15 protein-coding genes are annotated in these 14,894 nt (G+C 70.8%); 12 read left to right on the top strand and 3 right to left on the bottom strand.

Annotated features, from left to right (window positions below):
- Positions 1-7: 7 nt before the first annotated feature.
- Positions 8-445, top strand: coding sequence for a Fur family transcriptional regulator (locus AC07DF_RS26850; protein ID WP_478976438.1), 438 nt, complete (start codon positions 8-10; stop codon positions 443-445).
- Between the two features lie 10 nt (positions 446-455).
- Positions 456-1,421 (top strand): CAF17-like 4Fe-4S cluster assembly/insertion protein YgfZ, encoded by a 966-nt coding sequence (gene ygfZ, locus AC07DF_RS26855; protein WP_478976441.1) that lies wholly within the window; start codon positions 456-458, stop codon positions 1,419-1,421.
- Positions 1,422-1,455: 34 nt separating this feature from the next.
- Here the strand turns inward: ygfZ and dtd are convergent, their stop codons facing one another.
- Complete coding sequence (gene dtd / locus AC07DF_RS26860) at positions 1,456-1,881, bottom strand: D-aminoacyl-tRNA deacylase (protein WP_030242984.1); 426 nt, start codon at positions 1,879-1,881, stop codon at positions 1,456-1,458.
- A gap of 212 nt (positions 1,882-2,093) precedes the next feature.
- On the opposite strand from dtd, the gene AC07DF_RS26865 reads away from it, so the two are divergent.
- From AC07DF_RS26865 to AC07DF_RS26875, 3 genes are all read left to right on the top strand, one after another.
- The gene (locus tag AC07DF_RS26865) at positions 2,094-2,726 is read left to right on the top strand and encodes an RsiG family protein (RefSeq protein WP_478976445.1); all 633 of its coding nucleotides are present in this window, start codon (positions 2,094-2,096) and stop codon (positions 2,724-2,726) included.
- 76 nt (positions 2,727-2,802) lie between these two features.
- Positions 2,803-4,056: a GNAT family N-acetyltransferase gene (locus tag AC07DF_RS26870; RefSeq protein WP_478976448.1), complete on the top strand. Its 1,254-nt coding sequence runs from the start codon at positions 2,803-2,805 to the stop codon at positions 4,054-4,056.
- A 231-nt stretch (positions 4,057-4,287) separates the two neighbouring features.
- Positions 4,288-5,199, top strand: coding sequence for a FadR/GntR family transcriptional regulator (locus tag AC07DF_RS26875; RefSeq protein WP_478976451.1), 912 nt, complete (start codon positions 4,288-4,290; stop codon positions 5,197-5,199).
- On the opposite strand, the gene AC07DF_RS26880 is transcribed toward AC07DF_RS26875, so the two are convergent.
- Positions 5,194-5,382 carry a hypothetical protein gene (locus tag AC07DF_RS26880; RefSeq protein ID WP_189729472.1) on the bottom strand — a complete coding sequence of 63 codons (189 nt, stop codon included), beginning with the start codon at positions 5,380-5,382 and terminating at the stop codon, positions 5,194-5,196. The two genes, AC07DF_RS26875 and AC07DF_RS26880, sit on opposite strands and share 6 nt — an antisense overlap.
- A 152-nt stretch (positions 5,383-5,534) precedes the next feature.
- Between AC07DF_RS26880 and AC07DF_RS26885 the strand changes: the two genes are divergently transcribed.
- The 6 genes from AC07DF_RS26885 (at position 5,535) to AC07DF_RS26910 (ending at position 13,436) form a co-directional block, all read left to right on the top strand.
- Complete coding sequence (locus AC07DF_RS26885) at positions 5,535-6,431, top strand: winged helix-turn-helix domain-containing protein (protein ID WP_478976455.1); 897 nt, start codon at positions 5,535-5,537, stop codon at positions 6,429-6,431.
- The gene (locus AC07DF_RS26890) at positions 6,380-7,174 is read left to right on the top strand and encodes an HAD family hydrolase (protein ID WP_478976458.1); all 795 of its coding nucleotides are present in this window, start codon (positions 6,380-6,382) and stop codon (positions 7,172-7,174) included. The genes AC07DF_RS26885 and AC07DF_RS26890 overlap by 52 nt, the downstream gene beginning before the upstream one ends.
- A 203-nt stretch (positions 7,175-7,377) precedes the next feature.
- The gene (locus tag AC07DF_RS26895; RefSeq protein ID WP_478976462.1) at positions 7,378-8,253 is read left to right on the top strand and encodes a winged helix-turn-helix domain-containing protein; all 876 of its coding nucleotides are present in this window, start codon (positions 7,378-7,380) and stop codon (positions 8,251-8,253) included.
- Between the two features lie 258 nt (positions 8,254-8,511).
- On the top strand, positions 8,512-10,701 hold the full coding sequence (locus AC07DF_RS26900; protein WP_478976465.1) for a phosphotransferase family protein: 2,190 nt from the start codon (positions 8,512-8,514) through the stop codon (positions 10,699-10,701).
- A 37-nt stretch (positions 10,702-10,738) separates the two neighbouring features.
- Positions 10,739-11,371, top strand: coding sequence for a TetR family transcriptional regulator (locus AC07DF_RS26905; RefSeq protein ID WP_478976468.1), 633 nt, complete (start codon positions 10,739-10,741; stop codon positions 11,369-11,371).
- Positions 11,372-11,414: 43 nt separating this feature from the next.
- Complete coding sequence (locus AC07DF_RS26910) at positions 11,415-13,436, top strand: HelD family protein (RefSeq protein ID WP_478976471.1); 2,022 nt, start codon at positions 11,415-11,417, stop codon at positions 13,434-13,436.
- A gap of 50 nt (positions 13,437-13,486) precedes the next feature.
- Here the strand turns inward: AC07DF_RS26910 and AC07DF_RS26915 are convergent, their stop codons facing one another.
- Complete coding sequence (locus tag AC07DF_RS26915) at positions 13,487-14,416, bottom strand: NAD(P)-dependent oxidoreductase (RefSeq protein ID WP_478976474.1); 930 nt, start codon at positions 14,414-14,416, stop codon at positions 13,487-13,489.
- Between the two features lie 49 nt (positions 14,417-14,465).
- On the opposite strand from AC07DF_RS26915, the gene AC07DF_RS26920 reads away from it, so the two are divergent.
- Positions 14,466-14,816: a winged helix-turn-helix transcriptional regulator gene (locus AC07DF_RS26920; protein ID WP_478976477.1), complete on the top strand. Its 351-nt coding sequence runs from the start codon at positions 14,466-14,468 to the stop codon at positions 14,814-14,816.
- Positions 14,817-14,894 lie beyond the last annotated feature (78 nt).

Genomic DNA, 14,894 nt, shown 5'->3' on the forward strand with positions numbered 1-14,894 from the left:
TCGAGGTGTGGTGAGCACCGACTGGAAGAGCGATCTGCGGCAGCGCGGCTACCGGCTGACACCGCAGCGGCAACTCGTGCTCGAAGCCGTCGAGACCCTGGAGCACGCGACCCCCGACGACATCCTCGTGGAAGTGCGGAAGACGGCGTCGGGGGTCAACGTCTCCACCGTCTACCGGACCCTGGAGCTCCTGGAGGAGCTCGGGCTGGTCAGCCACGCCCATCTGGGACACGGGGCGCCGACATACCACCTCGCGGACCGGCACCACCATCTCCACCTGGTCTGCCGTGACTGCCAGAACGTCATCGAGGCGGACGTCTCCGTGGCCGCCGAGTTCACCGACAAGTTGCGGCAGACGTTCGGCTTCGACACCGACATGAAGCACTTCGCGATCTTCGGCCGGTGCCGGGACTGCACACTCAAGGCTTCAACTACCGAGTCGTAGGCTTATCCGTATGAAGAGCCCCCTGCTGACCCTGCCCGGCGCCGTCCCCGCCGAGGGCGTGGACGAAGGCGTCGCCGCCCACTACGGCGACCTGTTCCGTGAGCAGCGCGCCCTCGCCGACGGCACCGGTTTCGTGGACCTCTCGCACCGCGGGGTCGTCGCCGTCACCGGCGAGGACCGGCTGGCCTGGCTGCACCTGCTGCTCACCCAGCACGTGAGCGAGCTCCCCGTGGGCCGGGCCACCGAGGCGCTGATCCTCTCCGCGAACGGCCACATCGAGCACGCCCTGTACCTCGTCGACGACGGCGAGACGGTCTGGGCCCATGTGGAGCCGGGCACCCAGGAGGCGCTGATCGCGTACCTGGAGTCGATGAAGTTCTTCTACCGGGTCGAGGTCGCCGACCGCACGGCCGACACCGCGGTGGTGCACCTGCCGGCCGGCTCCATCGCCGAGGTGCCGCAGGGCGTCGCCGTACGCGAGACGCCGCACGGCCGGGACCTGTTCCTGCCGCGTGCCGACCTGGAGGCGTACGCCGAGCAGGCCGGGCCGCCGGCGGGGATCCTGGCCTACGAGGCGCTGCGCGTGGAGCAGCACCGGCCCCGGCTCGGTTTCGAGACGGACCACCGCACCATCCCGCACGAGCTCGGCTGGATCGGCTCGGCGGTGCACCTGCAGAAGGGCTGCTACCGGGGGCAGGAGACGGTCGCCCGGGTGCAGAACCTGGGCAAGCCCCCGCGCCGGCTGGTCTTCCTGCACCTGGACGGCAGCGAGGTCCACCTGCCGGTGGCCGGCACCGAGGTCCGGCTCGCGGACGACGGCCCCGACGGCCGGAAGATCGGCTTCATCACGACCTCCGTACGCCACCACGAGCTCGGCCCGGTCGCCCTCGCGCTGGTGAAGCGGAACGTGGCCGTGGACGCCCGGCTGCTGGCAGGGGACACGGCCGCGGCCCAGGAAGTCGTCGTCGAGCCGTAAGTCTCGCGCCGTGAGGACTTGTAGACCTTTCGGGTCAGATTTCGATCTGCACGGTGAACGGGCCGTCGTTCGTCAGTGATACACGCATCGCCGCCCCGAAGCGGCCCGTGGCCACCGTCGCGCCCAGGGAGCGCAGCTGGGCGACCACCTCGTCGACCAGCGGCTCGGCGACATCGCCGGGGGCGGCGGCGTTCCAGGTGGGGCGACGGCCCTTGCGGGCGTCGCCGTAGAGGGTGAACTGGCTGATCACCAGGAGCGGGGCGTCGATGTCGCTGCATGACTTCTCGTCGTGCAGCATGCGGATCGACCACAGTTTGCGGGCCAGCTGGGCCGCCTTCTCCTTGGTGTCCTCGTGTGTGACGCCGACCAGGACGCACAGCCCCTCGCCCTCGATCGCGCCCACGGTCTCGCCGTCCACGACGACGCTCGCGCCGTCCACCCTCTGCACCACTGCTCGCATACGTCCATCATGCAGGGCGGTGAACGTCACGCCGCGGGTGGTGCGCGCATGGCACGAACGGGTGGTTTGCGCCGGGCGCCAACGGGCCGCCCACGGCCGTATTTTGCTGCTTAACCGCCCATCTGGGGTCTATCGGGGGCACTCGTTCCCATAGCGGCCACTTGGGGTGGCACGATGCATGCACACACCGGTCGAGGGGACGGTTGAGGCACATGAGCACATCCAGCACCGGGCAGCAGTCGGGGGCTGTCTGGTCGACGTACACGGGGATCGGGGCGACGGAATACCACCGGCCGCCCACACAGCGCACGGACAGCCCGCAGCTGCCGTCGGACGCTCCCGAGCCCGATCGGACCGCGCTGAGCCTGACCGAGCTGCGCACGCTGCGCCGCGAGGCCCAGCGCGACGAGGCCGACCTCAGCTATGTACGGCGGCTGCTCCAGGGGCGGATCGACATCCTGCGCGCGGAGTTGGCACGGCGTACACCGGCGGACGTGACCGCCGTCGCGGCGCCCGCGGAGGCGTCCGTCGTCGAGCGGCTGGCGGAGATCCTGCGGGACGCCCCGGCCCGGCACCGCTCCTCCGCCCGCCATGTGACGCTCTCCACCCCGCAGGGCGAGGAGTCCCGGCGGCTGGCCGCGGAGATGCTCGGCGAGGTCGAGCTGTCCGACCTGGGGGCGCGGACGGACCTGGAGCTGAACACGGCGATGGGCCGGCTCGTGCGCTACGAGCAGCAGGTCTCCCGGCGGCGCCAGCGGCTCCAGCGCACGGCCGACGAGTGCGGCGCGGAGATCGCCCGCCGCTACCGCGAGGGGGAGGCGCAGGTCGACGACCTGCTGGTCTGAGCCGCTCGCGGTCAGGGGAGGGCCGGTGCCGGGAAATCCGCGCGACACCGACCGGCCCTCCGCCTAGCGTGAGCCCATGACCCGCGAAGCCGACATCGACATACGCCCCATCGCCGAAGCAGAACACGCCGAGTGGCTGCGTGCCGTGCACACCGGCTTTCTGCGAGGGCCCGTCGTCTCGGCGGAGGAGATCGAGGGCCGTCGCCGGAACTTCGTTCCGGGGCGCTTCCTCGGTGCCTTCGACGGCGGCCGGTGCGTGGCGACCTTCCGCTCCTTCGACCAGGAGCTCACGGTCGTGGGCGGGGCGACCGTCCCGGCCGACGCCGTCACGGGTGTCACCGTCACCGCCACCCACCGCCGCCGCGGGCTGCTCAGCCGGATGATGGCGCGGGACCTGGCGGCCGCGAAGGACCGCGGGGCCGTCGTCGCGACGCTGATCGCCGCCGAGTACCCGATCTACGGCCGGTACGGCTTCGGGCCGGCGGCGTGGATGGCCGAGTGGACGGTCGACGTGCCGCGCGCCGGCTTCGACGCCCGCTGGTCGGGCCCGGCGGACGGCGGCCGGATCGACCTGGTGGACGGGGACGACGTCCGCAAGCTCGGCCCCGACCTGCACGAGCGGCTGTGCCGCATCCAGCCCGGCGCCATCAACCGCGACGAGTTCTGGTGGAAGGTGAACACCGGCGCCGTACGGTTCGACCCGGCGTGGAAGATGCCCTTCTTCGCCGTGTACCGCTCGGCGTCCGGCGAGGTCGAGGGCATGGCCGCGTACGAGGTGGACGACAACTGGGGCGAGGCCAAGCAGCCCTTGAACACGGCGACCGTGAACTGGCTGACCGCGGTGACACCGGCCGCGGAGCGCGCCCTGTGGCAGTACCTCTGCTCCATCGACTGGGTCGTGAAGGTGAAGAGCGGCTGGCGGGCGCCCGACGACCTGCTCCCGCACTTCCTGCCGGATCCGCGGGCGGCCAGGATCACATCGCTGGCGGACTTCCTGTGGGTGCGGATCCTGGACGTCGTACGGGCGCTGGAGGCGCGGACGTACGAGGGGGAGGGGACGCTGGTGCTGGAGGTCGCCGGAGTGGACGGTCTGACCGGTGGGCGGTACCGGCTGGAGGCCTCCGCCGAGGGGGCGTCCTGTACGCCGACCACCGAGAGCGCGGAACTCAGCATGCCCCTGGGCGAGTTGGGGGCGCTGTGGCTGGGGGACGAGTCGGCGGTGCGGCTGGCGGCGCTGGGGAGGGTGCGGGAAGAACGAGCGGGCGCCGCCCGGAAGGCCGACGCCCTGCTGCGTACGTCCAGGCGGCCTTGGTGCCCGGACATGTTCTGAGCCGCTCCCTTCCGCCGACGTACAGGGACCCGCATCCGTAGCGAGCTGTTCGGTTGTGGTTGTTGTGCGGTGGTACTCACCGGCCGGGCTCCCGGCTCCCCTCCGGATGGGAGACCCGTCTGACCATGTTGCATAAGTTGGCGACCAACTTCTCTGTACTTATAGCCGCTTGGGAGCGTCTCATAACCACCCTGCGCTGAACTGCCGGAAGATGGCGGGAAGTTGTACTGTTTGGTTGTGGACCCGGAACACACCTCCGTCAATGGACGGAAGAGGTCGCAACGGCCACAGAGAACACATCAAGAGGTGGCCGACGAACTGCGCGAGCGGATCAGGTCAGGAGTGCTGCGGTCCGGTGAGCGCATGCCGACGCAGGCGCAGCTCGCCGACGAGTTCGGCGTCGAGCGCGGTGCCGTACGCCAGGCGCTGCGCATCCTGCAGTCCGAGCAGCTGCTCACCAACGTGTCCAAGGGAAGCCCGGCGACCGTCGCGGCCGACCCCGCCAGGGCGCTGACCGGCCCGCAAGCCCCGCCGCTGCCCACGACGGTGGCCCTGGCGCCCCGGATCGCGGCGGCGTTCGCGGCGGAGCACGTCGAGATCGACGCCGTGTGCCTGACCTCCATCTCCCTCACGCTGGCGATCGGCGAACCCCTGCGGCAGATCCACGCCGGACGGCTGAAACCGGCCAAGGTCGACGTCCGCGTCCTGCTGCCGAGCCGGGACATCGATCTCGCCTTCCCGGTGCCGGTCGAGGGGCGCGGCGACGACTGGGTGCACGAGCGGTGGCTGGCGATGCGCAATGCCCAGGGGCAGGTCCTCCAGCACAATCTGCTGGCCCTGCGGGCCACGCACGGCATCGACGTGCACGTCACGTTCCGGGCGCTGCCCTTCACCCCGCCGGTGAAGCTGTACCTGCTCAACGGCTCGGAGGCGCTGTTCGCGTACTACACGCTGACGCGCCGGGAGGCCGAGATCGACCACGAGCAGATGGAGATGTACGACGCGCAGGGCACCCGGTCGATGCTGTTCTCCTTCCGGCAGGGACCGGGCCTGCGCGACACGACCTTCGTCGAGCAGTCGCACCTCTGGTTCAACGCGCTGTGGGAGACGATCAGTTCGGAGCTGGTGCTCACGAACTCATAGGGCGGTCCTCAGCACCAGCAGTGCCAGCACGACGGCTCCCGTGGAGCTGACCGCGGAGTTGTTGGACTTGAGCCCCACGGTGAGGAGGAGCAGGCCGACGATGCCTACTGGGCCGTACTTCCACTGGACGAACTGCTCGAAGGCGACGACCGCGATGGCGGCGAGAAGAGTGAGGGCGGGCATTGGTTTCCCCCTTCGGAGGTTCGGAAGCAAAACTTCCGCCAACTCGAGTAAGTTGGCAACCAACTCTGATTAAGTTGTCCCCACTTGGCCCCTACTCATAAACAACTTTCAAACAACTCCCGCCAGATGGATCAGAGTTGTAGCGTTTGGTCGTGATCCAGGCGGACGTGGCGGAGGACGTGGCGGAGAACGTGGCAGTCAACGGCAGCAGAAGGCTCTCGCCCCAGGAGATCGCCGACCACCTGCGGGAACGCATCCGCACGGGTGAGCTCAAGCCCGGCGACCGCCTGCCCACCCAGGCCGAACTCGCGGAGGAGTTCGGCGTGGAACGCGGCGCCGTCCGCCAGGCCCTGCGGGCGCTCCAGGAGGACGGTCTCCTCACCAACGTCAGCAAGGGCAGCCCCCCGCGCATCGCCGCGCCCGCACCGGCCCGGGGCGAGCCCCAGCCGACGATGGTCGGACTGGCGCCCCGGCTGACGGAGGCGTTCTCGGCCCGCCGCGTCCGCGTGGACGTGGTCTGCCACACCGCGGAGACCCTGATGGTCGCCATCGGCGAACCGCTCCGCCTGATCCACGAGGGCCGGATCCACCCCGAGTCGATCGACGTCCGCATCCTCGTCCCCTCCCGGGACATCGAGCTGGCCTTCCCCGTCCCCGTGGAGGCCCACGGCGACGACAACCCGGTCCACCAGCGCTGGCTGGCCATGCGCAACGCCCAGGGCCAGGTCCTCCAGCACAACTTCCTGGCCCTGCGCTCCACGCACGGCATCGACGTACACGTCACGTTCCGCGCGCTGCCGTTCACCCCGCCGGTGAAGCTGTACCTCCTCAACCAGGAGGAGGCGCTGATCGGCTACTACATGCTGACCAGGCGCGAGGAGGAGTGGGGCAGCCAGACCCTGGACATGTACGACGTCCTCGGCTCCAAGTCCGTCCTCTTCTCCTTCGTGAAGCGGGCGGGTCTGCGGGACGCGGCGTTCGTGGAGGAATCCCAGAAGTGGTTCGACGCCCTCTGGGAAACCATCACGACGGACCTGACACTCTCCTAGTGACTTCTGATACGACGCAGACTGGTGCGGTGAAAGTCCAGACGGAAAGCGATTCGCACGAGCTCCGGAATCTGATCAGACGCGCCCGCGTCGTGCTGTGGGACTTCGACGGGCCCATCTGCCGTCTGTTCGCCAACCACTCGGCGGAGCGGGTGGCGAGCGACCTGGTGTCCTGGCTGGAGGGCCGGGGGCTGCACGGGCTGCTCACAGAGGGCGAGCGAGAGTCCCTCGACCCGCATGTGGTGCTGCGCGCCGTGGACCGCCGGCACCCCGGCAGCGATCTCGTCGCCGATCTGGAGGCCCGTCTCACCCAGGAGGAGCGGCTGGCCGCGTCTTCGGCGATGCCGACCGCGTACGCGGACCCGCTGATCCGTACCTGGACGGCGGTGGGGGCCCGTCTGGCGATCGCCACCAACAACTCCCCGCTCGTGGTCGTCGAGTACCTCACGAGCCGCGGCCTCGTCCCCTGCTTCCAGCCTCACATCTACGGCCGCACCCAGGAACTCCACCTTCTGAAGCCGGACCCGCACTGCCTCAACCGGGCGCTGAGCGCGATGGGCGCGGCTCCGTCCGACGCTCTGATGATCGGCGACACGCCCTCCGACCACGAGGCGGCGGCACGAGCCGGGGTGCCGTTCCTGGGCTTCGCGCGCAATGAACGCAAGGCCAAGCTCCTGAGGGCGGCCGGGGCCGACGCGGTCCTGACTTCCCTGGAACCGCTGCTGGAGCTGCTGCGGGCCTAGGCAGTCCGCCAGACGCGACTGGATCGTCACGGCTCGCCTCCCGTCCGGGCCTGTGGGTCAGGCAACTCATCGGTCCACTTGCCTGGTTGCCTGCTTGCATCAGGCATGCCCGGTCAACTTGATCCCTTAACCGGCAAGTTGGACGGACTGCTTGCCTGACCCGAACCTGTTTGCTTGTCGGCTGTCGGCGGTAGGTACGTCGTGTGACTGCCAGGCGGAGTGGTGACGGCAAGGCGTTCCGGCATGTGGCGGAAGAACTGCGGACGCGGATGGCGGACGGGACATATCCGCAGGGGGCTCTGCTGCCCTCGCAGCGCGAGCTCGCCGAGGAGTTCGGAGTCTCCAGGGACACCGTGCAGCGGGTCATCCAGGAACTGGGCAACGAGAGCTGGATCGAGAACCGGCAGGGGACCAGGGCCCGGGTCATCAAGAACCAGCGCATCCAGTCCGAGACGGCCAGGGCCACACGGTCCCGGCGGCCGATGACTCTGGACCCGCTCATCAGCGAGGCGTTCGAGCAGCGCGAAGTCACCCTGGACGTCTATACGTTGACCTCGGAATCCTTGGACGTCCACATCCGCCGTCAGGACGAACGGATCCGCGCCGGCCTCATCGCGCCCGAGCGCATCGCGCTGCGCATGCTCCTGCCGTCCGAGTCGCTGGAGCTGCCCTACCCCCGGGCCGTGAACGACGAGGACGCCCCCCGCCTGCGGGACCGCTTCCGCACCATCACCAGGCGGAGCACGGAGTCCCTGCACCAGGTGCTGGAGGGGCTGCGGGCGGAGAAGCTGGTCCCGTCCGTCGACCTCGAGATCCGGCACGCCCCCCTCACACCGACCTTCAAGCTGTACGTGATCAACGAAGCCGAGGTGCTGCACGGCCTGTACCGGGTCGTCGAACGGGCCCTGGTCCTGGAGAGCGGGGACCAGGTGCGGGCGCTCGACGTCCTGGGCCTCGGCGCCACGCTGACGCACCACGTGCGGGACGGTGACCCCGACTCGGCCGGGACCATCTTCGTGGACACCATGCGCAGGTGGTACGACTCCGTCTGGGACCTGTTGGCCGAGCGCGCCGAGTGACGAAATGCGCCGGGGAGGCGCGAGGGGCCATGGGGGTTGCTGGGTGTAGCATTCCCGCACCGCGCACCGATTGAGTCAAACGCCTGTCCTCGTTCGTATCCGAAGGGGGGCAACCGGCCACCATAGAACGAGTTCACGCCGTCTCATGCAGACGGGTGGCAAATCCACCCTCAATGGCTCACCCGCCATGCGCGGCACCGGCCGCGACCTTACGGTTTGCCATACCGTTCTCCCCTTCTCGTACTTCCGGAGCGGCCAGTGGGCGCACCTCCTCTTCCCCGTCCCTTCCTCGGGGAGCGCGCCTCGCACGACGCCGCCTACCGGGCCTTCGTCAGGCTGGCCGCCGAGCTGGGCCAGGCGAGCAGCGGCCATCACAACCAGAATTTCGTCCTGCCGTTGACGGAGGACATGGCCCGGCTGGTCGGACGTGAGGCCGGGACGTCCGTGACCGTCCGTATCCGGCGACCGGACGCGCTGCCCGTGGTCATCCGGACCTGGCAGAACGAGGCGGAGATCCTCGAGGCCGTCCGGGGAATCCTGCCGCACGCGCCGGAGTGCCTGGTCAACCGGAGCGATTTCGCGATCCACAGCTTTGTGGAGGGCGTACCGCTGTCCAGCGTCTGCGACAACGGCAAACCTGTCGACACCCTGCTCATCAAGGCGCTGGCCGGTCTGCTCGCCCAGATGGCCCAGGTGCGGCGTGGGGCTCTGCCCGCCCTGCCGTCAGCCTGGCCCCGCAACGACATGGACAGCCAGGGGTTCCTCCAGACGCTGGTCCAACTGGCCGACCGGCAGATCAGGCGGCCCAACTGGTCGTCCTTCGGTGGGCTGTTCGCGGCGCTGGGCATCCCGGAAGACGCTCTGGCCGGGCTGGCCGGGCGGGTCCCCGCCATGGCCCGGCGGCCGTACAGCCTGCTCCACGCCGATCTGCACCGGGACAACGTGATCGTGTCCTACGCGGGCGATCCGCCTCTCATCTGTGTCGACTGGGAGCTGGCGACCTACGGCGACCCGCTGCACGACCTCGCCACGCACCTCGTCCGCATGCGGTACCCGGCCCACCAGTGGGCCGAGGTGGTCGAGGCGTGGGCCGAGGCCATGCAGGAGGTCCGGCCGGCCGCCGTCAACGGACTGGCCAAGGATCTGCGGCACTACCTGGCGTTCGAGCGGGCCCAATCGGTCTTCCCCGACGTGATGCGGGCCGCCCGGTCCCTCGAGGAATCGTTCACGCAGACGAGCCTGGACGAGGCGACGACCGAGGTGCGACGGGCCCTCGAAGCCGCGGCGGAGCCGCTGCGGCTCGGGAGCGTGCCGGGTGAGGGCGAGATCAGGCGGGCCCTGTTCCGCTGGCTGGTGTCGCGCATGAACGGGGACATCAGCGGCCGGGCCTGGATCGCGAAGGCGTTCGAGTGGCGGCCCGACCGGCGTGTTCCGGAGCGCCCCGACTTCCCGTCCGCCGCGGTCCGGGAGGCCTTGCTGGCAGAGGGTGCCGCCCCGGCGGGCCGGGTCTTCAAGGGGACCGCGCACCTGAACACGGTGGTGTCGGTGCCGGGCGTCGACTCCCCCGTGGTCGTACGGCGGAAGCTGCCCGAGGTGTGCCGTCGGGAACGTGGCTTCCTCAGCGAGCACACCGTGCTGCGCGCGATCGAGGAGTCGTCCATCGAGGTGGCGGCGCCGAGGGTGCTCGCGCTGGGCGAGACCTTCCAGGGCGACACCATCGCCATCCACACCTACGTCGGACCGCGTGACGTCGACCGGCCACCCCATCACCCCGTCCACGGACTGCTGCCGCACGAGGCGGACGGCTTGGTGGACCAGCTGTGCGCTCTGACGCGGGTGCGGTACAAGCAGGTCGATCCGACCGCCGGTGAGGGCGCTTTCCACCGCTGGCTGCGTGACCAGCTCATCTCCCTGGTGCGGGATCTGCCGAAGGAGTCGAAGCAACTGGCCCGGCACCTCGGGCTGCCTACCGCGGACCGGTTGCAGCTGATCCTCTCCCGGCACGAGGTGAGCCGGCGGGAGCCTGCCCTGCTGCACGGGGACCTGAACCCCTGGAACCTCGTACGGCGCGACGACGACCTGGCGCTGACGATCATCGACTGGGAGATGGCCGTGGTCGGCGATCCCCTGTACGACCTCGTCCGGCACATGCACCTCACACCGACCCGGCCGGAGATCCGGGACCGCATGTTCCGCCGCTGGGAGCGGCGGCTGCCCGCCGAGTACACCCGCGACTGGCGCAAGGACTGGCGGGTGTACCGGTGGCTGGAGATCGTGCGGTCCGCGTACGTCGATCTGGACCGCATCGTGACCGGCGCGAGCCTGGACGCCCCGAACGTGCGGCGGGCGGTGGACTCCTACGCGGTGACGCTGGCGGTCGCCACGGGCTCGCTCGGCCTTCCGGTCAGGTCCACGGCGAATCCGTATCTCGCCCGCGCCCTGGCCTAGCCCTGGCCTGACCCTGGCCCCTGCGTAGGCTCGCCCCATGAGCGAGACCGGGCTGCGTGAGCGCAAGAAGCGGCGGATGTATCAGGTCGTGTCGGACATCGCGGTGGGGCTCTTCCTGGAGAAGGGGTTCGACGCGGTGTCCGTCGCCGAGGTGGCGGCGGCGGCCGAGATCTCCAAGCCGACGCTGTTCCGGTACTTCCCGGCCAAGGAGGATCTGGTGCTGTACCGGATCGCCGACCACGAGGGGGAGGCCGCGCGGGTGGTGGCCGGGGCGCAGGAGCCGCCGGTGGAGGCCTTGCGGCGCCATTTTCTGGACGGGCTGGAGCGAAGTGATCCCGTGACCGGGCTCAACGACCATCCCCAGGTGCTCGCCTTCCACGCCCTGCTCTACGGGACGCCCTCCCTGGTCGCCCGTGCGCATACGCACCAGGAGCGGTCGGAGGCCGCGCTGGCCGAGGTGCTCGGGGGTGATCTGGACGCGCGGCTGGCGGCCGGGCAGATCATGGCCGTACTGCGGGTTCTCGCGCTGGAGAACTGGCGGCGGATCGCGGCGGGGGAGCGGGTGGCGGACGTGCGGGCGGACGCGGTGGCGGCGGCGGAGCGGGCGTTCGGCCGGCTGGCTGCGGGGCTGCCGCTCGCCCGGCCATCGCGACCGCAAGGTGAGAGCTAGTAATAAATTTAACTCGGTTACGTTTTGCGGTACGCTCGGTGGAATGACGTCGACCGAGCCTGCCCTCCAGCACGCCCTCAGCCGTGAACGCGCCCATCACGAGCGCTGCCGGGACGCCCTCGCCGCGATGGTCGAGGGCGCCGGTGAACAGGTCGTCATCGGAGAGGACGTCTCGGCGTCCGGTGCCGACGCGGAGGTGCTCGGGTACCGGCTGCGCAGCCATGCCAAGGCCTTGCGGGAACTGCCCGAGGGGCCGTTGTTCTTCGGGGCCCTGGAGTTCGAGGGGGCCGGTGGGCGGCTGCACATCGGTCGGCTGCGCATCTCCGAGCACCCGGCCGAACCGCCCCTCGTCGTCGACTGGCGCGCACCCGTCTCGCGTGCCTTCTATCAGTCCTCCGCCCGTGATCCGCAGAACGTCGCCGTGCGCCGGCGGTTCGGGTGGGCGCCCGGCAGCCGGGGGGACTCCGGCGACCTCACCGGCCTGGAGGACGAGCACCTGGGGCAGGGGGAGAGCCGGGCCAGCCGGATCGTCGCGCGGGAGATCGAACGGCCTCGTGTCGGGCCGATGCGGGACATCGCCGCGACCATCCAGCCCGAGCAGGACGACCTCGTACGCGGGGATCTGGCGATGTCGGTGTGCGTGCAGGGCGCGCCGGGCACCGGCAAGACGGCCGTCGGTCTGCACCGGGCCGCGTATCTGCTCTACACGCACCCGCAGCGCATCCGGCGCGGCGGCCTGCTGATCCTCGGGCCCAACCGCACATTCCTGTCGTACATCGCGGAGGTGCTGCCGGCCCTCGGCGAGACGGGGGTGCGGCAGTCGACCCTCGCGGAGGAGATCGCCCGGTGGCCGGTCCGTGGTGCCGACGACGAGTTGGCCGCCGTCGTCAAGCACGACGCCCGGATGGCAAAGGTGCTGCGGCGGGCGCTGTACGCGCGGGTGCGCACCGAGGGGGCGGGCTCGCTCGCCGCGCCGGACGGGTCGTACCGCTGGCGGGTGCCCGAGGCGGAGCTGGCGCGGATCGTCGCGGACGTACGGGAGGAGGAACCGCCGTACGGGGTCGGGCGGGAGCGGGTGCGGGCGCGGATCGTGCGGTGTCTGCGCGAGCGGGTGGAGCGGCGGGCCGGGCCGCCGGCGAACGCCTGGGTGCGCCGGGTCGAGCGGGCGCGGCCGGTGTCCGCGTACCTCGACGCCGTCTGGCCCCGGGTGCGACCGGAGGAGGTCCTGGCTGAACTGCTCACCGATGGCGAGGCGTTGGCGGGGGCGGCCGACGGGCTGCTGGACGACGCCGAGCAGCGGGCGCTGCTGTGGCTCAAGCCGCCCCGGTCGTGGAAGTCGGCCCGCTGGTCGGCCGCCGATCTGGTGCTCCTCGACGAGGTGGCCGGGCTGATCGGGCATCCGGAGGGGTACGGGCATGTCGTCGTCGACGAGGCGCAGGACCTGTCCCCGATGGAGTGCCGGGCCATCGCCCGCCGGGCCCCCTTCGGCTCGCTGACGGTCCTGGGCGATCTGGCGCAGGGGACGACGCCGTGGGTGGCGAGGTCGTGGCCGACGGTCCTGGCGCACCTGGGGAAACCGGACGCGGCCGTGGTCGAGCTGACCACCGGATTCCGCGTGCCGCGTGCGGTCGTGGGCCTCGCCAACCGGCTGCTGGAGCGGCTGGACGTGGACGTGCCGGCGGCCCGTTCGCTGCGTGGGGACGGGGAGTTGCGGATGCGGGAGACGGACCCGGACGGGGTGCCGGCGGCCGTCGTGGACGCCGTACGGGACGCGCTGGAGCGGGAGGGCTCCGTCGGGGTCGTGGCGGCGGACGCGGACGTGCCCCGGGTGCGGGCGGCCCTGGACGCGGCCGGTATCGAGGCGGCGGGACCCGGAGAACTCGGCGCGCGCCTTGCCCTGGTGCCGGCGAGCGTGGTCAAGGGACTCGAGTACGACCATGTCGTGGCCGTCGAGCCGGCGGCGATCGCCGAGGCGGAGGCACGGGGGCTCCACCGGCTGTACGTGGTGCTGACGCGGGCGGTGACGAGGCTGGAGGTGGTGCGGGGGAGGCCGTTGCCGTTCTGACCGTTCTGACCGTTCTGATCGTGGTGTGCCCGGCCGCCGCGCGAGGGTCCTCACCGCCGCCCGATGACCTCCGCGATCCGGATGAAGCCGTCCTGTCCGTGCCCCAGCCCGACGGCGCGACGGGCCATGCCCTCGGCCGCGCGCATGACGCCGGCGTCGATGCCGTGGGCCTCGGAGACGTGAACGACGTGTGCCATGGACGACACGGCCGAGGTGAGCGGATTGCCCTCGCCGGAGTAGGTGCCGTTGTCGACGTCCGCCGCGGTCTCGGCGAACAGCGGGGGGAGGATCGCGCCGATGCCTGCGGCGAAGGGGGCGAGTTCGCCCGCCGTGACGCCCTCGGCGCGGGCCACCGCCAGGGCGTGCGTGTAGCCCGCCATCGCCGTCCAGAAGATGTCGAGCAGGGCGATGTCGTAGGCCGCGGCCCGGCCCACGTCCTCGCCGAGATGGGTGTGGGTACCGCCCAGCGCCTCCCGGACGGCGGCCAGTTCCCCGTAGAGGTCTGCCGGTCCGCTGTGCAGGAAGACGGCCTCGTCGGTGCCGATGGTGGTCGTGGGGGTCATGATGGCGCCGTCCAGGTAGCGGACGCCGTGCGCGGCGGCCCAGTCGGCGGTGCCCCTGGCCCGGTCCGGGGTGTCGGCCGTCAGGTTGACGACCGTACGGCCCTTGAGGGCGGTGGCGACCTCGTCCTGGCGCAGGACGGCGTCGGCGGCGTCGTAGTTCACCACGCAGACGACGGTCACCTCGCTCGCGGCGACCGCCTCCGCCGCCGACGCGGCGCTCGACGCCCCGCGGTCGAGGAGCTCCCTGTCCCGGCCCGGTGTGCGGTTCCATACGGTGGTGCGCAACCCCGCGTCCAGGAACGCGCCGGCCAGGGCCCGGCCCATCGGGCCGAGACCGAGGACGGTGACCGTGGTGGTGGCCCCGGCAGGACGGCTGCCGGAATAGGCCGGGGACGGGGACGTGCTGTACGTGGACACGCTGGGACTCCTTCGAGTGTGATGACCATGAATGACGAACGGGGCGAAGATGACGCGACGGCGCCTGGACGCGGACGTCTGTGGAGTGACTGCCGCGATCGCCGTGATCGACGGCAAGTGGAAGACGGCCCTGCTCTGGCTGCTGGAGTCGGGCCCGCACCGCCCGGGAGAACTGCGCCGGCAACTGCCCGGGCTCACCGAGAAGGTGCTGACCTCGGCGTTGCGGGAGATGGAGGCGGACGGGCTGGTACACCGGGAGGTGTACGACGTGCTGCCGCCGAAGACCGAATACTCCCTGACCGGGTTCGGCCGTGAACTCGCCGAGGCACTGGCCCCGTTGTCGGACTGGGGCCACCGTCGCCTGGAGAAACTGGATGAGGCCGCCCGGTCGGCCTCCTGATGCGCACGTCACCCCTTCCTCACCCGCTCCGGTGTCTCACCGGCCGCTCTGCGACCAGCTTCCCCCGGGGTCCGGGCG

Source organism: Streptomyces sp. NPDC044719 (assembly GCF_056433405.1).